The sequence below is a fragment of the Nocardiopsis oceani genome, from assembly GCF_054777395.1.
Genome location: NZ_BAAHAR010000030.1, coordinates 19,001 through 37,845, shown reverse-complemented (window position 1 = coordinate 37,845; position 18,845 = coordinate 19,001). Strand labels below are relative to the sequence as shown.

Below are 18,845 nucleotides of genomic sequence, written 5' to 3'. Positions count from 1 at the left end.
CTGTTCCGGCTGTTCGCGGTGGGACTGGCCCTGGTGATGGTGAGCTCCTGCGCGGTGCGCACCGACCAGATCACCCGGGACCCCAACACCGTGCGGATCGCCGTGAACAACTGGGTGGGCTACGAGGCCAGCGCCGAGGTGCTGGCGCACATCCTCCGCGAGGAGATGGACTACGAGGTGCAGCTGGTCCGGGTCGACGAGCAGCCCTCGTGGCAGGCCCTGGACCAGGGGGTCCTGGACGTCATCGTGGAGAACTGGGGCCACGACGACCTCCTCGAGCTGTACGGGCCCGAGGGCAACGGCACTGTCGTGGACGGTGGCCCGAACGGCAACGAGGGCGTGATCGGCTGGTACGTCCCCGCCTACCTGGCGGAGGAGTACCCGGAGATCACCACCATGGAGGGCCTGCGGGAGAACACCGACCTGTTCCAGACCGCCCAGACGGGTGACCAGGGTGAGTTCCTGGCCGGGGCGCCCGGGTTCGTCAGCCAGGACCAGGGGATGATCAACGCCTTCGACATGGACCTGGAGATGGTCTACGCGGGTTCGGAGGCCGCTCAGATCACCGAGGTGCGCCGCCGGTACGCCAACGAGGAACCGGTGCTCTTCTACTTCTTCGACCCGCAGTGGTTCCAGGAGGAGGTGGACCTGGTCAAGGTCGACTTCCCGGAGTACTACGACGGGTGCGACGACGATCTGGAGTTCGTGGACTGCGACTACCCGGAATACGACCTGAACAAGATCTTCCGGGCCGGTTTCGTCGAGGAGGGCGACCACGCCTACCAGTTCCTCGACAACTGGACGTGGACCAACTCCGACCAGAACGCCGTCGCGCAGCTGATCGCGGACGAGGAGCTGTCCCCTCCGGAGGCGGCGGAGATCTGGGCCGGCGAGAACCGCGACGTGTGGGAGGAGTGGCTCCCGGAGGGCTACGAACACCGCTGATCCACCAGTGTGACCAGCAGTGAACAGGGGCGGGGGCCGGGGGGCTCCCGCCCTTTTCGCGCGTCGGCCTGTGGGGGAGCTGCCCGGGGACTACCGTTCTCGTATGCCCGTTGAGCAGGTTCTCGTGACCTTGGACCCCGAGACCGACGAACGCGCACGCCGCGCCGCCGATAGGGAGGGGATACCGCTCTCGACCTGGCTTGAGCGGGCAGTTCGCGCGGAGCTCGACCGGGTCGGTGATCTGGGCGAGGAGTGACGTTAGCGCGGATCGCCGAAGCGGGTAGTGTCCGGCCCCTTGCCCGCTTGCAGGGGAAAGGTGAGAATCACTCACCTATCCCCCTAGCGGCTGGAGCGACATGCACCAGGGACGACTGGTAACGGCGCTCGGTACGGTCCTCCTGCTGGACGCGCTCCGGGTGTTCCTGCCCTCCTTGATCACCCTCTTCGGGCAGGCGGGCTCCACCAGTCCCGAACTCATGGGGGCCTACGCCCTCGCCTGGTTCCTGCTCCCGTTCCCCGCGGTACTTCTCGCCCGCAGACTGCCGCCCCTGGCCGTCGCCCTGACAGCGGGTGCCCTGCTCGCGCTCGGCCGGGTGGCCCTGCAGGTCACCGAGGGCGGCGACCCCCAGCTGTACCTGGCCTCCGTGCTGGTGGGCCTGGGGGCGGTGTGGCTGGTGTGCACGGCCATGGCCACCGCCGCGGACGGCAGGGTGACCGCGCTCGGTGTGATGGTCGGCGTGGTCGCCGGTGTGGCCGCCTCCGCGGTGCTGCACACCGTGCTCGGCACGGTGGACCTGCTCTGGCGCGAGGGCTGGACCGCCTGGTCCGGGGTGCTCGCCCTGGCAGTCACCTTCCTCGTTCTGGCCCTCCGCGCCCTGCGCGCGACCCCCCGAGAACCCGCCGCCACCAAACCGCGCACCTGGCTCGCGCTGGGGCCGCTGCTCTTCCTGTCCGGGCTCTACTTCGCCAACCCGGCCGTAGCCGAAACGGTCGGCGGGACGCCCTACGCCGCGGCGGCGCTGAGCACGGCCGCCGTGCTATCGGTCGCCTTCGCGGCCCGGCCCCGCCTGCTCACCCCGAACCCGCTCCTGCCCCTGGCCGTGCTGTTCGCCAGCCTCACCACCCTGTGGCTGGCGCCCCTCCTTCCCGGCGACGTGCCCGGGACCCTGCCCGCGTGGTCGCTGGCGGCGCTGCTGCTGGGCCAGCTCGCCCTGGCCGCCTGCGCGGGCTGGGCGGCCATCGACACCGCCCCCAAGGCCCCGGCGCTGCGAACCGGCATCCTCGCCGCCTCGGGCCTGCTGTTGTTCGTCGTGTTCGTGTTCGCCTTCTTCGCCGCCTACGACCTGCACATCCCCAACGACTACGTGCCGTTCCTGGCCCTGCTCGCCCTCACCGCGGCGGTCCTGCCGAGGGCGGGCTCCCCGGTGACCCCGCCCAAGGACCGGGTGCTCGGGGTGACCGGCGCGGCCGCTGTCGTCGCCCTGGCCGCCACGGTCGCCGCACCACTGCTCCGGCCACCCGTCCCCGCCCCCGAGCCGGAAGCCGACGGACTGCGGGTGGCGGCCTACAACGTGCGCATGGGGTTCGGGATGGAGGGCCGTTTCACCGTCGCCGAGCAGGCAGAGGTCCTGCGCGAACTCGACGCAGACGTCATCGCCCTCAGCGAGATCGACCGGGGATGGCAGCTCAACGGTTCCCACGACGGCCTCTCCCTGCTAGCGGAGGAACTCGGAATGACCGCGTACTGGGGCCCCGCCGCCGACCCCTTCTGGGGAGATGCCCTGCTCACCAACCTGCCCGTCTCCGAGCTGCGCGGGCACCCCCTGCCCGACAGCGGCCCCACCGGCGCACAAGCGCTGGAAGCCGTTCTCGACTGGGAGGGCACCGAGGTCACCGTAGTCTCCACCCACCTCCAGCCCGAGGGTTACGACATCGGTAATCCAACCGCGGAGGAGCAGCTCGACGCGTTGATGTCCATCGGGGAGCGGGCGCACAGCGAGGGTCGTCCCGTGGTGATCGCCGGGGACCTCAACTTCGAACCGGAGGATCTGGCCCTCGAGGAGCGGCCCTTCCACGACGCCTTCGCCGACACACGTCCGTTCCCCACGATGGTCACGGAAACGGAGTCGGACCAGCAGATCGACCACGTCCTGACGACCGATGACCTGGGCGCCAGCGACACCGCCAACCCGGACGTGCCGTACTCGGACCACCGCCCGATCGCCGTCACGCTCGCCCCCGCGCCCTGACACGGAGGCGAGGGTCAGGGTTCAGATACCGCCACCCGCACGCCACAGTACGAATGAGGAGAACACCGACAGAACGGCGAACACCACGGCGAACGGCACGCTGACCACCAGGGCACACACCCGGGGTGCCAGGCCTCGGCAGGCCAGCAGGACCAGGGCGGCGACGCCTCCGTCGAAGGCGTACACGCGCGGATCGACGTACTGCATCGGGTGACGCATGTCCTGGTGCCAGAGGTAGACGGGGGCGAGCACCAGCCCGATGGTCATGGCGGCGGCCATGACACGTCGCATCGTCCGCTGGGAGCGGAGGCGGTGCCCGTGATTGCGGCGCCAACAGGCCCCCGGAGTACGGGCAGACCCCGGGCCGGGGGTAGGACTCCGGCCCGGGGGTGATCAAACACCCGAACACGCCGGGTGTTGACTGAGTGTAACTATAGCGGTGTCCCGTGCCGGGTGGACGGAGTTTCCCGGCCTTCTCAGTGGGACGGCCGTTCGTAGTGCAGTCGGCGGCTCACCCAGTACACGTTCACGCAGGACGCCACGAAGGCGATCCCCAGGATGAGGATCAGCCAGGCCTCGTCGGTCCAGTACATGGCCGCGGCCGTGCCCACCAGCAGCACCAGAGCCCCGAATACGGCCAGCGACAACCGGAACCCGAGCGCACTCGCCGGGCGGTCGTGGCTCCCGAGTGCACCCTTCAACCTGCCGCGTCTGGCACGTTCCATGACTGCGCACCTCCCTCATCCACAGTCCTACCCCAACCCGATCGCGATACCGTCCTTGACTCCGGTGCGGCTGGGCGGCGATGCTTGGGCCTACTGGTGTCAGGCGAATCTGAAACTCGCCTGACGTAGCCTTCCCTTTGTCATACCATCTGGTTATGGGTGTGGACATGAAGGAACACAGAATCACCATCCGCGAATTGCAGCGCAACGCCGCTGAGGTGTTCGATCGGGCTGGGCGGGGCGAAACTTTCACCGTGACAAGGCGGGGTGTAACGGTCGGTCGTGTTCTTCCCCCGGACGACGCGGAGGAAGCGCTCACGGACGCGGTGGACCGGGGGCTCATCGATCCGCGTGATCTCGACGCTCTACCCAAAGCAGGAGAAGCCGTCGGCATGGTCCGCGAGGAGTCGCCTCCCGGTACCCGCTTGGCGACGGATGCCTTGGCGGAACTGCGGTCGGAGGAAACCGAATACTGATGTTCGTTTACCTCGACACCTGTGCTGCACTCAAGCTCTTCAAGGAAGAGGTCGAGTCCGAAGCGCTGGAGAACTGGCTGAACGCTCAGGGCCAGGCGCGTCAGATCACCAGTTACCTCACCCGGACCGAGCTGCGGCGCGCACTGCACGCGGTCGGCGCGCGGCCGGAGACTCTTGAACGGGCGGATGCCTGGCTATCCCGGGTGGCACATCTGCGCATGCCCGCAGACGTTTTCGACACGGCCGGTGAGCTCGCTCCCGGTAGTCGGCTCAGGTCCTTGGACGCATTGCATCTCGCCAGTGCGTTGGGGCTTGGTGCCGCCCTGACCGCGTTCGTGACCTACGACAAGCGCTTGGCCGAATCGGCAGCGGCCGCGTCCCTGCCAGTCGTCTCCCCCGAGCCCTGAGCTGCCCCGGGCAAAGTGAAGGGAGCGCCCCCGGTATGGGCGCCCCCGCACACTACCTCTGGCCTAGACGCCGTCCATGATGGCGGGCAGGGCCTCCTCGTAGGAGGCACGCAGCTCGTCCAGGCCGAACTCCACCACGCCGCCCGGGTGGGTTACGGTCACGCTCTCGCCGCCCACGGCACCGATCTGGGCGACCGGCACGCCGTGCTCGGCAGCCAGCGCCACGAAGGCCTCCTCGTCACCAGGTTCGACCGCGACCAGCGCGCGGGCACCGGACTCGCTGAACAGCGCCGTGAACGGGTCGCCGTCCACCTCGACCCGGACACCCCTGCCACCGCGGAGCGCGGACTCGGCCAGCGCCACGGCCAGGCCGCCGTCCGAAAGGTCGTGCGCCGCGGCGGCCAGACCACGCTCGGCGGAGGCGGCCAGCACCTCGCCCAGCGCTGCCTCGGCGGCCAGGTCCACCCGCGGCGGCAGCCCGCCCAGGTGTCCGTGCACCACGTCGGCCCAGGCGGAGCCGCCGAACTCGGCGCGGGTCTCGCCCAGCAGGAACACCCGGGCGCCCTCGGTGTCGAAACCGGAGCGCAGGCGCGTGTTCACGTCGTCGATCACGCCGAGCACACCGATGACCGGGGTCGGGTCGATCGGCACGTCACCGGTCTGGTTGTAGAAGCTGACGTTTCCACCGGTCACCGGTGTACCGAGCTGCTGGCAGGCGTCGGCCAGGCCCCGGGTGCTCTCCGCGAACTGCCACATGACCCCGGGGTCCTCCGGCGAGCCGAAGTTGAGGCAGTTGGTGACCGCGAGCGGACGGGAGCCGGTGGCGGAGACGTTCCGGAACGCCTCGGCGTAGGCCAGCTGGGTGCCGGCGTAGGGGTCGAGCCGGGTGAAGCGGCCGTTGCCGTCGGTGGCGAGGGCCACGCCGCGGTCGGAGTCGTCGGAGATCCGGATCATGCCGGAGTCGTGCGGGGCGGACACGACCGTGTCGCCGCGCACGTAACTGTCGTACTGCTGGGTGACCCAGGTCGGGTCGCCCACGCCGGGGGCGCCGAGGACGCGCAGGACCTGCTCGCGCAGCTCGCCGTCGCCCTCGGGGCGGGTCAGCTTCGCGGCGTTGTCGGCCTGCAGGGCGTCCTGGGACTCCGGGCGCGCGTAGGGGCGCTGGTAGACCGGGCCCTCGTCGGAGGCGGTCCGGGGCGGCATGTCCACCACGGTCTCGCCGTGCCAGGTCATCACCAGGCGGCCGCCGCGCTCGGCCTCCTCGGCGGTCACGTCGGTGACCTCGCCGATCTCGGTGGCGACGATGCCCCACTTCTCGCAGACCGACAGGAACGCGTCCATCTTGGCGGGCTCGACGATCGCCATCATGCGCTCCTGCGACTCACTCATGAGGATTTCCTCGGGGGTGAGCCGGTGGTCGCGCAGCGGGACCCGGTCCAGCTGGATGTTCATGCCGCCGGTGCCGCCCGCGGCCAGCTCGGTGGTGGCGCAGGAGACGCCGGCCGCACCGAGGTCCTGGATGCCGACCACCATGTCGGAGGCGTACAGCTCCAGGCTGCACTCGATGAGCAACTTCTCCATGAACGGGTCGCCGACCTGCACGCTCGGCCGCTTGGACTCCGATTCCTCGTCGAAGGAGGCACTGGCGAGCACGGAGGCGCCGCCGATGCCGTCGGGGCCGGTGGTGGCGCCGAACAGCACCACCTTGTTGCCCGGGCCGGGGGCCTCGGCGAGCTTGATGTCCTCGTGCTTCATCACGCCCACGCACAAGGCGTTGACCAGCGGGTTGCCGAGGTAGCTCTGGCCGAAGCCGATCTCGCCCCCGATGTTGGGCAGGCCGAGGCAGTTGCCGTAGAAGGAGATCCCGGAGGTCACGCCGGGCAGGACGCGCTTGGTGTCGTCGGCGTCGGCGGGTCCGAAGCGCAGCGCGTCCATGACGGCGACCGGTCGGGCGCCCATGGTGAGGATGTCGCGGACGATGCCGCCCACTCCGGTGGCCGCGCCCTGGTGGGGTTCGACGAAGGAGGGGCTGTTGTGCGACTCGATCTTGAACGTGACCGCGCGCCCGTCGCCGACGTCCACGACGCCCGCGTTCTCGCCCATGCCGACGAGCAGGGCGTCGTTCTCGGGGGCCTTCTCGCCGAACTGGCGCAGGTGCGTCTTGGAGGACTTGTAGGAGCAGTGCTCGCTCCACATCACCGAGTAGATGGCGAGCTCGGCCGCGGTGGGACGGCGGCCCAGGATCTCGTGGACCCGCTCGTACTCGTCCTTGGGCATGCCCAGTTCGGCGTACGGCTGCGGTGTGTCCGGGTTTCCGTACGCCGTGGCGACGGTGTCGAGGCCGGGGACATCAGACATGCGGTGGTTCCGTTCGGGTGTCGCGGGGTTGCGCGGAGGTGGCGGCCGAGCCTTGGCTGTGTCCGCGGCCCGGCACCGGTTCAGTTGGCGGGCTGGTCTCCCGCGTTGCCGAGCATCAGGACGGGGAGGGCGTCGGCCTCGGGGGCCGAGGAGTCGGCCACCAGGGTGGTGCCGTCGGTGAGGACGGTGTCCGTGAGCGCGACGTCGTCCGGGGAGTCCTCGTCTTCCGGCAGGTCCTGGCTCCAGCCGTGGGCCAGCAGGTGCTCGTAGACCGCTTCGACGCTCTCCTCGGCTCCGGAGTCGAGCTCTTCGCCCTCCTCGTCGGCGACCAGGATCAGGCGGAAGCAGTACCCCTCGGCGCAGTGGGCCTCGTCCTGGTCCACGTAGGTGTATCCGGTCGGAGGCGTGCCCAGCGCTTCGACCTCGGGCGGGGGCTCCTGCTCTTCACCCTCCGGCGCCTGAGGCCCTTCCTGGCCCTGGCCTTCTTGCCCCTGGCCTTCCGGCCCTTGTTCCTGACCGAACCCCTCTTCGGGCCCGGCCGCGGGGGGCTGGCTGAAGGACTGGAAGAGGCCGATGGCCCCGGTGACCACGAGGCCGAAGACAAGCAGCCCCACCAGTAGGTACAGCATGATGCGGGAGCGCAGCATCGAGATCATCGCGAGGATCGTCCCCCTCTCGGTGTTGCTTCAGGCCGGGGCCGGCGTACCGGCTGCCAGGTGGGTGAGGATCGAGTTGAAGAAGCCCAGGCCGTCGGTGGAGGGCCCGGTGAGGGCCTCGACGGCGTGTTCGGGGTGCGGCATCAGGCCGACGACGTTGCCGTGCTCGTTGGTGATCCCGGCGATCTCGCGGCGCGAACCGTTGGGGCTGCCGCCGACGTAGCGGGCCACGACCCGGCCCTCGGACTCCAGACGGTCCAGAGTCTCGTCGTCGGCGACGTAGCTGCCCTCGCCGCTCTTGAGGACGACCAGGATCTCCTGGCCTTCGGTGTAGTCGTTGGTCCACGCGGTCCGGGTGTTCTCCACCCGCAGGACCTGGTCGCGGTTGACGAACCGCAGCGTGGAGTTGCGGGTGAGGGCGCCGGGGAGCAGGTGGCTCTCGCACAGGATCTGGAAGCCGTTGCAGATGCCCAGGACCGGAAGCGCGCCTGAGCGTGCGGCCGGCAGCAGCTCGGACATGAGCGGGGCGAACCGGGCGATGGCTCCGCAGCGGAGGTAGTCGCCGTAGGAGAAGCCGCCGGGGAGGACCACGGCGTCGACCCCTTTGAGGTCGGCGTCCGCGTGCCAGAGCGCGACGGGTTCGGCACCCGCCAGCGATACCGCGCGAGCGGCGTCCTTGTCGTCAAGGGAGCCGGGGAAGGTGACGACGCCCACACGGGCTGTCATGAGCACACTCCGAGTTTGTTGTTCGACGGGGAGAAGTCGGTGCCTGGCCCCGTCACGGGGACGGCGCTCCGCTACTCCCGCAGCGTACCCGCTCACCTGTACGCGAGTACGACGGTCACCCCCTCCAGGGGGTTCCGGCCTGTGTGATCATCCGATGGAATCCCCTCTGAGGCGGGGTGGAGATGTGTGACCCGACAGGTCGCGTGGCATGCGTCACGGCATCGCCGTGCGTCGCACCCGGTCGCCGCCAGGGACTGTGTAGTGCGGGGGAGCCCTACAAGGGAACCCCCCGCACAGCAGAACCCCTACAGCAGGACGAAACGGGGCGACCGGGAACTGTGTGCCAGCTGTTCCCGGTCGGCCGGATCGCAGGCGGTGACGCGTTTGCGCAGGATGACGGTGGTCCGGGGCTCGCCGCTGAAGGTGACCTCGTCCATGAGGCACCGCATCAGCAAGATGCCCCTGCCCGATTCTTCTTCCAGACCCGGGAGGGGCATCTGTTCCGAGGTGAACCTCTCGACGAGCGCCGCGTTGTCGGGCGCTCGTCCGGTATGGGAGATCCTCAGTTCGCACCAGCCGGGGGCGAGTTCGGCCTCGACCGCGTAGTCGCGGGCGGGCCCCCCGTGTTCGACGGCGTTCGCGCTGGCTTCGGAGACGGCCAGGAGGATGTCGTCGACGCATTCGGTGCACAGCCCCGCACGGCCGAGTAGGGCGCCGAGTACGTCGCGCACGACGGAGACCGTGTACGCCTGCCTGGGGAGGGAGATCGAGAAAACGGTGTCCATCCGTGTACCTCTCGTGCTCCGTGTCGGTTACCAGCTCGGCACGTTAGGAAGCCTTCCCGAGGCTGCTCAGGGTAAAACGAACAGCCGTGCCCCCAGGGGACACGGCTGCCGGTACCGGACACTTCCGGTGCCTGGGGTTTCAGGCCCGGGAACCCGGGAGCCCGGGGGCTCAGCTTCGAGGGAGCCCGGGGTCACAGGCCCGGAAGGCGGGACTCAGGCCGGGCGGACCTCGAAGTCCTCGATCACGGTGTTGGCGAGCAGGGTCTCGGCCAGGCGGCGGACGTCGGCGAGCTTGGCCTCGTCCACCTCGCCCTCGACCTCGACCTCGAAGCGCTTGCCCTGGCGGACCTGTTCGACCCCCTCGAAACCGAGGCGGGAGCAGGCGCCGGCGATGGCCTGGCCCTGGGGGTCCAGGATCTCGGGCTTGAGCATGACGTCAACCACGACGCGGGCCACAGGTCCTCCACAGGAAAATGGGTATGCCACTGGTTCGCCGTTCGGCGGGCGCCTCGTCTGGACGCGCCTGGCGGGCGACGCCAGCGTATGACACCTGAGACCGGGTAGTGGCCGAGTAGGGGGCACTGGCCAGGCGCCACGCAGGGCTTTTACCGCATGCTTACCGGGACAGGCGATGGTTTCGGTAGGCCCGTGACCCGTATCACGCGTATTGATGTCATCATTGGAGGCGTGATGCTGCGTCTAACAGTGTGGAAGTGATCGTCCGGTCGTCCCGAGGGGGAATCTTGACGACTCTCGAAAAGGATCAGACCTCCACGACCGGTGAAACCCGCGACGGCGAACAGACTCTGGATTTCGCCACCGCGGTGACACCGTTCGCAGACCAGCTCTACCCGACGGCGTTGCGGATGACCCGCAACCCCGCCGACGCCGAAGACCTCGTTCAGGAAACGTTCGCGAAGGCCTTCGCCAATTTCCACCAGTTCAGGGCCGGGACCAACCTCAGGGCCTGGCTGTACAGGATCTTGACCAACACCTTTATCAACAGCTACCGCAAGAAGCAGCGGGAGCCGCGTCAGGAGACCACTGACGAGATCAAGGACTGGCAGCTCGCCGCAGCCGAGGCGCACACGTCGTCCGGTATGCGCTCGGCCGAGACCGAGGTCCTGGACCACCTGCCCGACTCCGACATCAAGCTGGCCCTGGCCCGGTTGCCGGAGGAGTTCCAGGAGGTCATCTACCTCGTGGACATCGAGGGCTTCGCCTACAAGGAGGTCGCCGCCCGCATGGGGACGCCTCTCGGCACGGTGATGTCCCGACTGCACCGTGCGCGCCGCCAGCTGCGCGAGATGCTCGCCGACTACGGTCGTGAGCGCGGAATGAAGGTGCCGGCCCCCAAGGCTGGTTCCGCTGACGAATAACCGGCCGAGAAGCGCCCGGAAACCGTTCCGGGCACCTCTCCCACCGCTTTTCCGGCTGCACCGCCTGTTTCGGTCGGTGCCCTATCTCATACACCCCGTGCTGCCGGTGGAGCGTGCGTCGGCCCCGGCGCCGCCTCGGTCAGCGCCGGTCCCGTCCGCCGGGTGCGCCGCCACACCACGATCGTGATCGCGACGAGCAGGACGCAGGGTACGAGCATGACCGGCGACCCGGCGCCCGCCGACCGTTCCATCCCTTCAGCCAGGTCGTCGCGCATGAGGGCGGCGATGAGGAAGATGAGCGTGTTGTTGACCGCGTGGATGACGACCGCGATCTCCAGGCCACCGGTCCGCCACGTGATGAGGGCCAGAGTGACACCCATCGTGAAGTAGTAGATGTTGAGCCACGGGTCGAGCGCGAGGTGCGCGACCGTGAACAGCACACTCGAGACGAGCACGCCGAGCACGAGTGCGGCGCGCGGCCCCCGGCCCCAGCTCGCGGCGACCCGGAAGGCGAGGCCTCGGAAGCCGTACTCCTCACCGGCGGACTGCAGCGGTGCCAACAGGATGATCACCGCGAACATGACGAGGAGGTCGCCTGCCGGCCAGTGCCCCTCTTCCTGGGGTGCGAGGGCCGAGAAGAGGGTCAGGTAGACCGCCCACACGGGCAGGATCACCAGGAACGCCCGCCCGAACACCTCGGGGCGGAACAGGGAGCGGACCGAATGCAGGGAAGCGCCCTTCACCCCGTAGAGCCACCGCTGGATGAGCATGCTCCACGGCAGGAGCAGGGCGAGCCCCATCAGGGCGGTGGCCTGGAGCGCGGGAGTGAACTCGGTGCCGTCCTCCATCATCAGGTTGCTCCGGCCGAGCGCCATGTCGATGAACATGCCCAGGAGGCCGAAGCCGAAGGCGAAGGCGAGCATCCCGCCGATCAGCAGCGCGAGCGCGGCGATGCCCCGCCAGATCTGCCGCTTCTCGTCGGAGAGGACGAGGTGGTACGGCACCCCGGGTGGGACCGGCCGCGGCCCGCGACGGCGCCGCTTCTTGTGCGGCGGTCCGGGCGGCTGACCGGGCGGTTGGCCGTGTGCGGGCCGGGTGGGCGGGGCCTGTTCTGGTGGGACTGGGGGTGACTGGCCCGGGGCCGGGGGCGGATCGCCGGGTGTCGGTGCGGGCGTCGGGCTGGAGCGGTCGTCTTCCCGGTTCATGTCCCGAACCTAGTTCTACGGGGTGATCCCGGGGAAGTACCGCGGATCATGAGGTTTCCCCGTGTTTCACACGGATCGGCGCATGACGGATGTCATGCGCCGACCCGCAGTGCCGACCGGGGTCGGCGGGCCTATCCCACCTGCTGGAGCTGGATGAGGTTGCCGCACGTGTCGTCCAGCACCGCTGTGGTGACCGGGCCCATCTCCAGGGGGTCCTGGGTGAAGCGCACGCCCTTGTCGCGCAGCCGTTCGAACTCGGCGTGCACGTCGTCCACGGCGAAGGCGGTGGCCGGGATGCCGTCGTTGACCAGGGCTTCCCGGTACGGCCCCACCGCGGGGTGGCCGGAGGGTTCGAGGAGCAGCTCGGTGCCGTCCGGGTCCTCGGGCGAGACCACGGTCAGCCACCGGTTCTCGTCCGCGGGCTCGCCCAAGGGGACGTCGTGCTTGGCCACGAAGCCCAACACGTTGGTGTAGAAGTCCAGGGCCTTGACCTGGCTGTCGACGAAGACGCTGTTCAGGTGGATCCTCATGGGTTTCCCTCTCGTTTGGCGGGCCGGATCCACCGCTCGGTGATGTGCCGCAGCGGCGCCGGGTTCATGTCGTGGAACTTGTAGTGCCCCTCGCGCCTGCTCTCGACCAGCCCGGCCTCCTCCAGCACGGACAGGTGCTGGGAGACGGCTTGGCGGGACATGCTGAGCTGGTGCTTCACGACCTCCGTCTCCGGGCTTTCCGATTTCCTGGTCGGATCATCGGACCCCGGGACGCCCAACGCCACGAACCGAGGCGAGGACCTCCTCAGTGCTCTTCGCCCGCGTGAGTGGGTCCGATTTCAGGGGAGGGCGAGCGCCGTGCCGAGTGCCGCCAGGGCCACCATCTGAATGCCGACACGCGTGTTTATCAGCCTGTCCCAGTCGGCCTGGAGCGCCTGAGCGTTGCTGAGCTCCTCGTTGGCCAGTGCTGCGGCGCTGAACTTCTCGTTGATGGGTTTGGCGGAACGCGTGTAGATGACGAGCCAGGCGGTCAACGCGGCGACCGCGATCGCGCCCGCGATCGCCGCTTCGACCCGGCCCGCGAGAATCGCGGCCACCAGGCTCATGCAGGCAGCGGTGAAGCCGATGGCGCCGGGGATAGGTAGCCGACGATCCCCGTAGTAGTGGACGTATCCAACCAGCCTGGTCAGGGCTGAGTTGTCCAGGTGGCGTAGGGAAGTTCTCCACACGACGGCCGCGAAGGTGTCGGTTCCGTAGGTCACCGCGTTGCCCAGGATGGCGATGATGCCCAGGACATAACTCAGGATGTACATGCTGCCTCGCTCACCGGAGGGGATCGACGGCAAGAAATCTATCACTGACAGACTCTTCGCGCTAGAAGCATTTTCCAGGCCTCACGGGTGGTCGGTTGACGCCTTTCCTTCCTTGAGGTGGAGCAGCCCCTCGATGAGCATGCTCAGCCTGGCCTCCGACTGTTCCGGGCGCAGACGGTGGGTGGCGCTCAGTGTGGCGAGTCCGTGCAGGGAGGCCCAGGTGATCTCGGTGAGCACCTCGACATCCCGTCCGTGGGCCACGGCGGCGATGGCCGAGTGGAACTCCTGGAAGGCCCCATGCAGCTCTTCCGGGGTGTCCTCCGCGGCGAACAAGAGGTTGGTCGGGTGCACGAACATCGCCTCGTAGAGCCGTGGGTTCTCGGTGGCGAAGCGGCCGTATGCGTGAAAGAGCAGGTGGATGGCCTCCTCTGGCGTGTTGGCGCTCTCCCTGGTCCTCCTCTGGAGTTCGGCTAGCTCAGTGAAGCCCTGGATGGCCACCGCGCGGATGATCTCGTCCTTGTTCTTGAAGTGTGAGTAGAGGACCGGCTGGCTGTACTCGATGGAGTCCGCTAGCTTGCGCGTCGTTACCGTTTGCCACCCCTCCTGTTCAGCGAGTTGACGTGCGGTGGAAACGATGAGGTTGTGGCGCTGTGCGATCTCTCGCTGGCGCCGCGACTTGATGGCCATCCATCGATGGTAGCGAAGACAGATCGCTAATCAGCGCTAGACATATCAATAGTAGAAGTACTAGCGTCGTTAGGTGCGGGCTTCACGGGCCCTGGTGCACCATCGACGATTGGATGAAAATGGACTCACGCACGCTGGGTAGCGCGGGCCTAACGGTTTCCGAGCAAGGGCTGGGCTGCATGGGGATGAGCTTCGGCTACACCCTCGGGGACGAGGGGGAGGCGGTGCGTACGATCCACCGTGCCCTGGACGCGGGGGTGACCCTCTTCGACACCGCCGACATGTACGGCCCCTACACGAACGAACGGCTCCTCGGGTCAGCGGTCGCGGACCGCCGATCCGAAGTCGTTTTGGCCTCCAAAGTAGGTCAGGAGATCGATGCCCAGGGGCAGTTGACCTGGAAGGTCAACGGCACCCCCGATTACGTCCGCAAGAGCATTGACGGAACCCTAAAGCGGCTGGGGGTGGAGCAGTTGGACCTCTACTACCTCCACCGCATCGACGCCAGCGTCCCCATCGAGGACACCTTCGGCGCCATGTCGGAAATGGTCGAGCAGGGCAAGGTCCGTCACCTGGGTCTCTCAGAGGCCTCCGCGGCGACCATCCGCAGGGCACACGCCGTGCATCCCGTGACCGCGGTCCAGACCGAGTACTCGCTGCTCACGCGTGATGTGGAGACCAACGGCGTCTTGGAGGCCTGTAGGGAGCTCGGAATCGGCTTCGTCGCCTACAGCCCTCTGTGCCGAGGCTTGCTCTCCGGCAAGGTCCGAGGGACTGACGGACTGGGTGAATTGGACTTCCGCCGCATCGCCCCCCGCTTTCACGAGGAGAACATCGAACACAACCTGGATGTGGTCGACCAGATCCTCAAGGTCGCCGAGAGCAAGGGCGTCACCGCCTCCCAAATGGCGCTGGCCTGGGTCCTGTCCCGAGGGCAGGACTGTGTCGCCCTGCCCGGTACCAAGCGCACGACCTATCTGGACGAGAACCTCACGGCGTCTCAGGTCTCTCTGAGCGAGTCCGAACTCGCCGAACTCGACCGCATCGCGCCGCCCGGAGTGGCGAAGGGGGATCGATACCCCGATTTCGCCATGGCGGAACTCAACATCTGAGTCCGATCGAGGTGGGTCCTCCACGGGTGGGACCCACCTCGCCTACGGGGTTTCGCCCTTACTTCGGGGTTCCACCTTTATTCAAGAAGACGGTCCAGATGCGGGGCGCACGATGCCAGAGCAGGGCTTGCCCAGGGCCGCGAATCATCCAGGAGAGGTCACAGATGGCCAGCGAAGACCTAGTAGCGCACGTAATCGACGAGATCACCCGGCTGCTCCCCGAAGTCGAGGGCGACGTGCGGCCGGACTCCCAGCTGGAGTCGGACCTGGGGATGGATTCCATCCATCTCATCGATCTGGTCACCAACATCGAACGCTCGCTCGGGATCGACATTCCCGACTCCGACACCGAAGACCTCAAGAGCGTCTCGGACATCGTCGACGCGATCTCCCAGCACAGCAGAGTCGCCTGAGCCCACAGACGGAAGATGGAGAACATGTTGGCTTTCGACGCGCTGTCGGGTTCGCGGGTCCTCGCCTTCGGCGGATACCGTCCCGAGACCGTGCTGACCAACGCCGAACTGGCGGCGCGTATAGACACCACCGACGAGTGGATCCAGTCCCGAGTCGGTATCCGCGAGCGAAGAATCGCTGGTGCGACGGAGAGCCTGGTCGACATGGCGGTCCAGGCCGGGGACAAGGCACTGGCAGCGGGCGGCACCGCACCGAGCGAGATCAACCTCGTCATCGTCGCCACCTGCACGATGGAGAGCTCGATCCCACAGGCGGCGGCCCAAGTCGCCGCGAGACTCGGCATCCCCTCACCGGGCGCCTTCGACATCAACTCCGCGTGCTCGGGTTTCACCTACGCTCTCGCGGCGGCCAGTGACTTCGTACGGTGCGGATCCGCGAGGCGCGTGCTGATCATCGGCGCGGAGAAGATGTCGCAGTGGATCGACTGGAACGACCGGTCCACCTGTGTACTGTTCGCCGACGGGGCGGGCGCCGCCGTCGTTGGTCCTTCCGAACGGATCGGGATCGGCCCGGTCGTCTGGGGCAGTGACGGGGCCAGCGCGGACGCGCTGCGCATCCCTGACCGGAACTCCTTCCTGCAGCAGGACGGCAGAGCCGTCTTCCGCTGGGTCAAGTCCCTGTCTGAGAACGCGCGGACTGCCTGCGAACGGGCCGGGGTCGCACCTTCCGATCTCACGGCCTTCGTGCCACATCAGGCGAACCTGCGGTTGATCGAACTCGTTGCGGAGCAGCTCGGTCTCAGGGATGTCGTCATCGCCCGGGACGTCGAGACAGCCGGCAACACGACCGCTGCGTCGATCCCCCTGGCCCTCATCTCCCTGATCGAACAGGGGCAGGTCCCCAGCGGCGGTCACGCCCTGTTGTTCGGCTTCGGAGCCGGGCTGTCCTACGCGTGCACCGTCATCGAGACCCCTTCATGGCCACCGCAACCGCAGAGCAAGGAGTGAGCACGTTGCCCACTGACATCGTGCGCAAGGTCAGGGAGTTCGCACGTGAAGAACTGGTCGGCAACGAGGACCGGTTCGACGCGCTGGCACCGCCTCCCCTGGAGCTCTACCGGTCCTTTCACGAGGCCGACCTGTCCAACTGGTGGCTGCCCAAGGAGTTCGGAGGCGCGGGACTCGGACTTGAGCAGAGCGTGGACATCGTCTCGGAGCTGGCGTACGGCGACGCGGGTGTCGCCTTCTCCCTCTTCGTGTCGATCCTCGGCACCTCGATGGTCAACCTCTACGGATCGGACCGTACCCGGGAACGGTATCTCGCTCCCATGGCCGAGAACGGGGGCTTCTGCGCGACGCTGGGCAGTGAGCACGCTGCCGGAAGCGAGCTCGCCAGGATCGAGACAAGTGTCCGTGCCGACGGCTCCGAACTGCTGGTCGAGGGCGAGAAGGCCTTCTCCACCAACACCGATTTCGCCGATTTCCTAGTGGCGGTGGCCCAAGAGCCGGGATCGGACTCGCGTTACGCCGCGGTGGTCGTCCCCCGGAACAACCCCGGGGTCGTCATCGACAAGCGCTGGGAGATGGTCGGTGTGCGCGCCTCCGCCACCTACCAGGTGACCTTGGACGGCTGTCGCGTCTCCTCCGAGGACAGGCTCAGCGGCTCGGGCCTTCGGGTGCTCGAGGTCGGACTCAACGCCAGCCGCATCTTGGTCGCGGCCACCGCCGTGGGGTTGTCCCGGCGCATCCGGGACCTGTCCATGGACTACGCGGCGTGCAAGAACGTCAACGGCCGTCCGCTGCGCGAACACGACGTCTTTGCCGCCAAGCTTGGTCACATGGAGTCGCGTATCGAGGTGATGCGTAACCAGTGCCTGGCCGCCGCGCGCGAATACGACCTCGTCATGGCTTCCGAGGACCCCACGCGAAGGTTCCAGCGCAAGGGCGCGCTGCGGTCGGCGTTGACCGCCAAGCTCTTCTGTGGCCAGGAGGGGTGGAGTATCGCGGACACGGGATCCCAGATGTTCGGCGGGTTCGGCTACACCCGGGAGTCCCCCATCGGGAAGCTCGTTCGGGACATGCGACACGTCGCCGTCATCGAGGGCGGCGAGGACGTGCTCCGGGACACGCTTTACCGCCGCAGCGTTCTGCCCACCGCGCAACGGATCTGAGGAGTGGCTGTCATGCCGAGTCAAGTAGAACGCCGGGCCGTGATCGTCGGCGGCGGTATCGGAGGGCTGGCGGCCGCGATCGCCCTGCGTGGACGCGGGATCGACTCTGTGGTCCTGGAGGGCGCGGAACAGCTCAGGGACGGAGGAGCGGGGCTGCACCTGTGGACCAACGGGGTACTCGCGCTGGCCGAGCTCGGCGTGGCCGGGCCGGTGTTGCGGACCGCCCCGGTGCAGCGTGTGTGCGAGTTCCGTACGCACACCGGTGATCTGCTGGGAGCCTGGCCGGTCAGTCAATTCGAGGAGACGTACGGTGCCCCCACCATCGCGATCTCCCGCTCTCACCTGCACCAGGCCTTGGTCCAGGCGCTACCCGCCGATACCTTGCGTTCCGGTGCCAGAGTGGTTTCCTTCCGGCAGGACGCGCAGGGTGTGGACGCCGTGCTGGAGGACGGAACCGTCGAACGAGGCGACGTCCTCATCGGAGCTGACGGTCTGCACTCGGCGGTGCGCCGAGGGCTGTTCGGCGACACACCGCCCCGGTACAACGGATATGTCGCCTGGCGCGGCCACACGAGGATCGACGATCCGGAGATTCCGCCCGGAAGCTTTCGAGCCCTCTTCGGTCCGGGGCTGAGGTTCACCTACTACGATGTCGCGCCTGGTGTCGTGCACTGGATGAGTGTCGCGAACGGTCCGGCCGGAGGGCGGGACGAACCAGGGATCGTGGAACGCCTCCAGGAGCGGCATTCCGGGTGGATGGAACCGGTCCAGCGCCTGATCGGCGCCACCCCCGAGGACAAGGTCATCCGCAGCGACGTGTTCGACCGGCGACCGGACAAGACCTGGGGCCGCGGTCTGGTCACCCTACTCGGAGACGCCGCTCACCCCATCAACTTCAATGTGGGACAGGGTGCCTGCCAGGCATTGGAGGACGCGCTCGTCCTCGCCGAATGCCTTGACGAGGAGGTTGACACCGCCGCCGCACTGCGCAGCTACGAGAAGGAACGCCGTTCCCGAACCGCAGCGCTACAACGACTCGCACGGTGGATCGGGCGTATGGGTGCTATGCGCAATCCCTTGGCCTGTCGTGCTCGAAACGCCTTCATGAAAGCGACCTGGGATAACCAGGCGTTCACCGGTACCGAAAAGGATATCGCCTACGCCGCACGCTGGGCCAGATCTCCTAGGACCGTCGCGGTCGAATAGCGACCGCAGTCCAACGGCCTGTCAGGGAACATGAGAAAGTGA

General features: G+C 67.9%; 22 protein-coding genes and 1 pseudogene. 11 read left to right on the top strand and 12 right to left on the bottom strand.

Features of this window, described 5'->3' with window-relative positions; translation table 11 throughout:
• Positions 1-36 precede the first annotated feature (36 nt).
• From ACYVDG_RS18890 to ACYVDG_RS18880, 3 genes are all read left to right on the top strand, one after another.
• Positions 37-945, top strand: a complete 909-nt coding sequence (locus ACYVDG_RS18890; protein ID WP_460754679.1) for a glycine betaine ABC transporter substrate-binding protein — start codon at positions 37-39, stop codon at positions 943-945.
• Between the two features lie 103 nt (positions 946-1,048).
• The gene (locus ACYVDG_RS18885; protein WP_460754455.1) at positions 1,049-1,201 is read left to right on the top strand and encodes a hypothetical protein; all 153 of its coding nucleotides are present in this window, start codon (positions 1,049-1,051) and stop codon (positions 1,199-1,201) included.
• Between the two features lie 100 nt (positions 1,202-1,301).
• The gene (locus ACYVDG_RS18880; RefSeq protein ID WP_460754452.1) at positions 1,302-3,194 is read left to right on the top strand and encodes an endonuclease/exonuclease/phosphatase family protein; all 1,893 of its coding nucleotides are present in this window, start codon (positions 1,302-1,304) and stop codon (positions 3,192-3,194) included.
• 21 nt (positions 3,195-3,215) lie between these two features.
• Here the strand turns inward: ACYVDG_RS18880 and ACYVDG_RS18875 are convergent, their stop codons facing one another.
• Positions 3,216-3,485: a hypothetical protein gene (locus ACYVDG_RS18875; protein ID WP_460754449.1), complete on the bottom strand. Its 270-nt coding sequence runs from the start codon at positions 3,483-3,485 to the stop codon at positions 3,216-3,218.
• A 185-nt stretch (positions 3,486-3,670) separates the two neighbouring features.
• Positions 3,671-3,919, bottom strand: coding sequence for a hypothetical protein (locus ACYVDG_RS18870; RefSeq protein WP_460754446.1), 249 nt, complete (start codon positions 3,917-3,919; stop codon positions 3,671-3,673).
• A 155-nt stretch (positions 3,920-4,074) separates the two neighbouring features.
• Between ACYVDG_RS18870 and ACYVDG_RS18865 the strand changes: the two genes are divergently transcribed.
• Together ACYVDG_RS18865 and ACYVDG_RS18860 are read left to right on the top strand one after the other, a co-directional pair.
• Positions 4,075-4,395, top strand: coding sequence for a type II toxin-antitoxin system Phd/YefM family antitoxin (locus ACYVDG_RS18865; protein ID WP_460754443.1), 321 nt, complete (start codon positions 4,075-4,077; stop codon positions 4,393-4,395).
• Entirely contained in the window at positions 4,395-4,802 is a 408-nt protein-coding gene (locus ACYVDG_RS18860) for a type II toxin-antitoxin system VapC family toxin (RefSeq protein ID WP_460754440.1), read from the top strand. The genes ACYVDG_RS18865 and ACYVDG_RS18860 overlap by 1 nt, the downstream gene beginning before the upstream one ends.
• A 63-nt stretch (positions 4,803-4,865) precedes the next feature.
• Here the strand turns inward: ACYVDG_RS18860 and purL are convergent, their stop codons facing one another.
• The 5 genes from purL to purS all read right to left on the bottom strand — a co-directional run bounded on the left by purL (position 4,866) and on the right by purS (position 9,783).
• Complete coding sequence (gene purL / locus ACYVDG_RS18855) at positions 4,866-7,160, bottom strand: phosphoribosylformylglycinamidine synthase subunit PurL (protein WP_460754437.1); 2,295 nt, start codon at positions 7,158-7,160, stop codon at positions 4,866-4,868.
• An 80-nt stretch (positions 7,161-7,240) separates the two neighbouring features.
• The gene (locus ACYVDG_RS18850; protein WP_460754434.1) at positions 7,241-7,816 is read right to left on the bottom strand and encodes a hypothetical protein; all 576 of its coding nucleotides are present in this window, start codon (positions 7,814-7,816) and stop codon (positions 7,241-7,243) included.
• A gap of 30 nt (positions 7,817-7,846) precedes the next feature.
• On the bottom strand, positions 7,847-8,542 hold the full coding sequence (gene purQ / locus ACYVDG_RS18845; protein WP_460754431.1) for a phosphoribosylformylglycinamidine synthase subunit PurQ: 696 nt from the start codon (positions 8,540-8,542) through the stop codon (positions 7,847-7,849).
• Positions 8,543-8,847: 305 nt separating this feature from the next.
• A complete protein-coding gene (locus ACYVDG_RS18840) occupies positions 8,848-9,327 on the bottom strand; it encodes an ATP-binding protein (RefSeq protein ID WP_460754426.1) in 480 nt (159 codons plus the stop codon).
• Between the two features lie 213 nt (positions 9,328-9,540).
• The gene (gene purS, locus ACYVDG_RS18835) at positions 9,541-9,783 is read right to left on the bottom strand and encodes a phosphoribosylformylglycinamidine synthase subunit PurS (RefSeq protein WP_014910038.1); all 243 of its coding nucleotides are present in this window, start codon (positions 9,781-9,783) and stop codon (positions 9,541-9,543) included.
• A 287-nt stretch (positions 9,784-10,070) separates the two neighbouring features.
• On the opposite strand from purS, the gene ACYVDG_RS18830 reads away from it, so the two are divergent.
• The gene (locus tag ACYVDG_RS18830; RefSeq protein WP_460754423.1) at positions 10,071-10,706 is read left to right on the top strand and encodes a sigma-70 family RNA polymerase sigma factor; all 636 of its coding nucleotides are present in this window, start codon (positions 10,071-10,073) and stop codon (positions 10,704-10,706) included.
• 86 nt (positions 10,707-10,792) lie between these two features.
• Here the strand turns inward: ACYVDG_RS18830 and ACYVDG_RS18825 are convergent, their stop codons facing one another.
• The 5 genes and pseudogenes from ACYVDG_RS18825 to ACYVDG_RS18805 form a co-directional block, all read right to left on the bottom strand.
• The gene (locus ACYVDG_RS18825) at positions 10,793-11,911 is read right to left on the bottom strand and encodes a lysostaphin resistance A-like protein (RefSeq protein ID WP_460754418.1); all 1,119 of its coding nucleotides are present in this window, start codon (positions 11,909-11,911) and stop codon (positions 10,793-10,795) included.
• 131 nt (positions 11,912-12,042) lie between these two features.
• Positions 12,043-12,441 carry a VOC family protein gene (locus tag ACYVDG_RS18820; protein ID WP_460754415.1) on the bottom strand — a complete coding sequence of 133 codons (399 nt, stop codon included), beginning with the start codon at positions 12,439-12,441 and terminating at the stop codon, positions 12,043-12,045.
• A pseudogene (locus ACYVDG_RS18815) lies at positions 12,438-12,620 on the bottom strand (ArsR/SmtB family transcription factor); the annotation flags it as partial. The gene ACYVDG_RS18820 and the pseudogene ACYVDG_RS18815, both read right to left, overlap by 4 nt.
• 120 nt (positions 12,621-12,740) lie before the next feature.
• Positions 12,741-13,214 (bottom strand): hypothetical protein, encoded by a 474-nt coding sequence (locus tag ACYVDG_RS18810; RefSeq protein WP_460754413.1) that lies wholly within the window; start codon positions 13,212-13,214, stop codon positions 12,741-12,743.
• Positions 13,215-13,295: 81 nt separating this feature from the next.
• Positions 13,296-13,901, bottom strand: coding sequence for a TetR/AcrR family transcriptional regulator (locus ACYVDG_RS18805; RefSeq protein ID WP_460754408.1), 606 nt, complete (start codon positions 13,899-13,901; stop codon positions 13,296-13,298).
• A 119-nt stretch (positions 13,902-14,020) separates the two neighbouring features.
• Between ACYVDG_RS18805 and ACYVDG_RS18800 the strand changes: the two genes are divergently transcribed.
• From ACYVDG_RS18800 to ACYVDG_RS18780, 5 genes are all read left to right on the top strand, one after another.
• Positions 14,021-15,013 (top strand): aldo/keto reductase, encoded by a 993-nt coding sequence (locus tag ACYVDG_RS18800; RefSeq protein WP_460754404.1) that lies wholly within the window; start codon positions 14,021-14,023, stop codon positions 15,011-15,013.
• 164 nt (positions 15,014-15,177) lie between these two features.
• The gene (locus ACYVDG_RS18795) at positions 15,178-15,426 is read left to right on the top strand and encodes an acyl carrier protein (RefSeq protein WP_460754398.1); all 249 of its coding nucleotides are present in this window, start codon (positions 15,178-15,180) and stop codon (positions 15,424-15,426) included.
• 24 nt (positions 15,427-15,450) lie between these two features.
• The gene (locus ACYVDG_RS18790) at positions 15,451-16,434 is read left to right on the top strand and encodes a beta-ketoacyl-ACP synthase III (protein WP_460754394.1); all 984 of its coding nucleotides are present in this window, start codon (positions 15,451-15,453) and stop codon (positions 16,432-16,434) included.
• Positions 16,435-16,439: 5 nt separating this feature from the next.
• Positions 16,440-17,597 (top strand): acyl-CoA dehydrogenase family protein, encoded by a 1,158-nt coding sequence (locus tag ACYVDG_RS18785; protein ID WP_460754388.1) that lies wholly within the window; start codon positions 16,440-16,442, stop codon positions 17,595-17,597.
• Between the two features lie 12 nt (positions 17,598-17,609).
• Positions 17,610-18,803, top strand: a complete 1,194-nt coding sequence (locus tag ACYVDG_RS18780) for an FAD-dependent monooxygenase (RefSeq protein WP_460754384.1) — start codon at positions 17,610-17,612, stop codon at positions 18,801-18,803.
• Positions 18,804-18,845 lie beyond the last annotated feature (42 nt).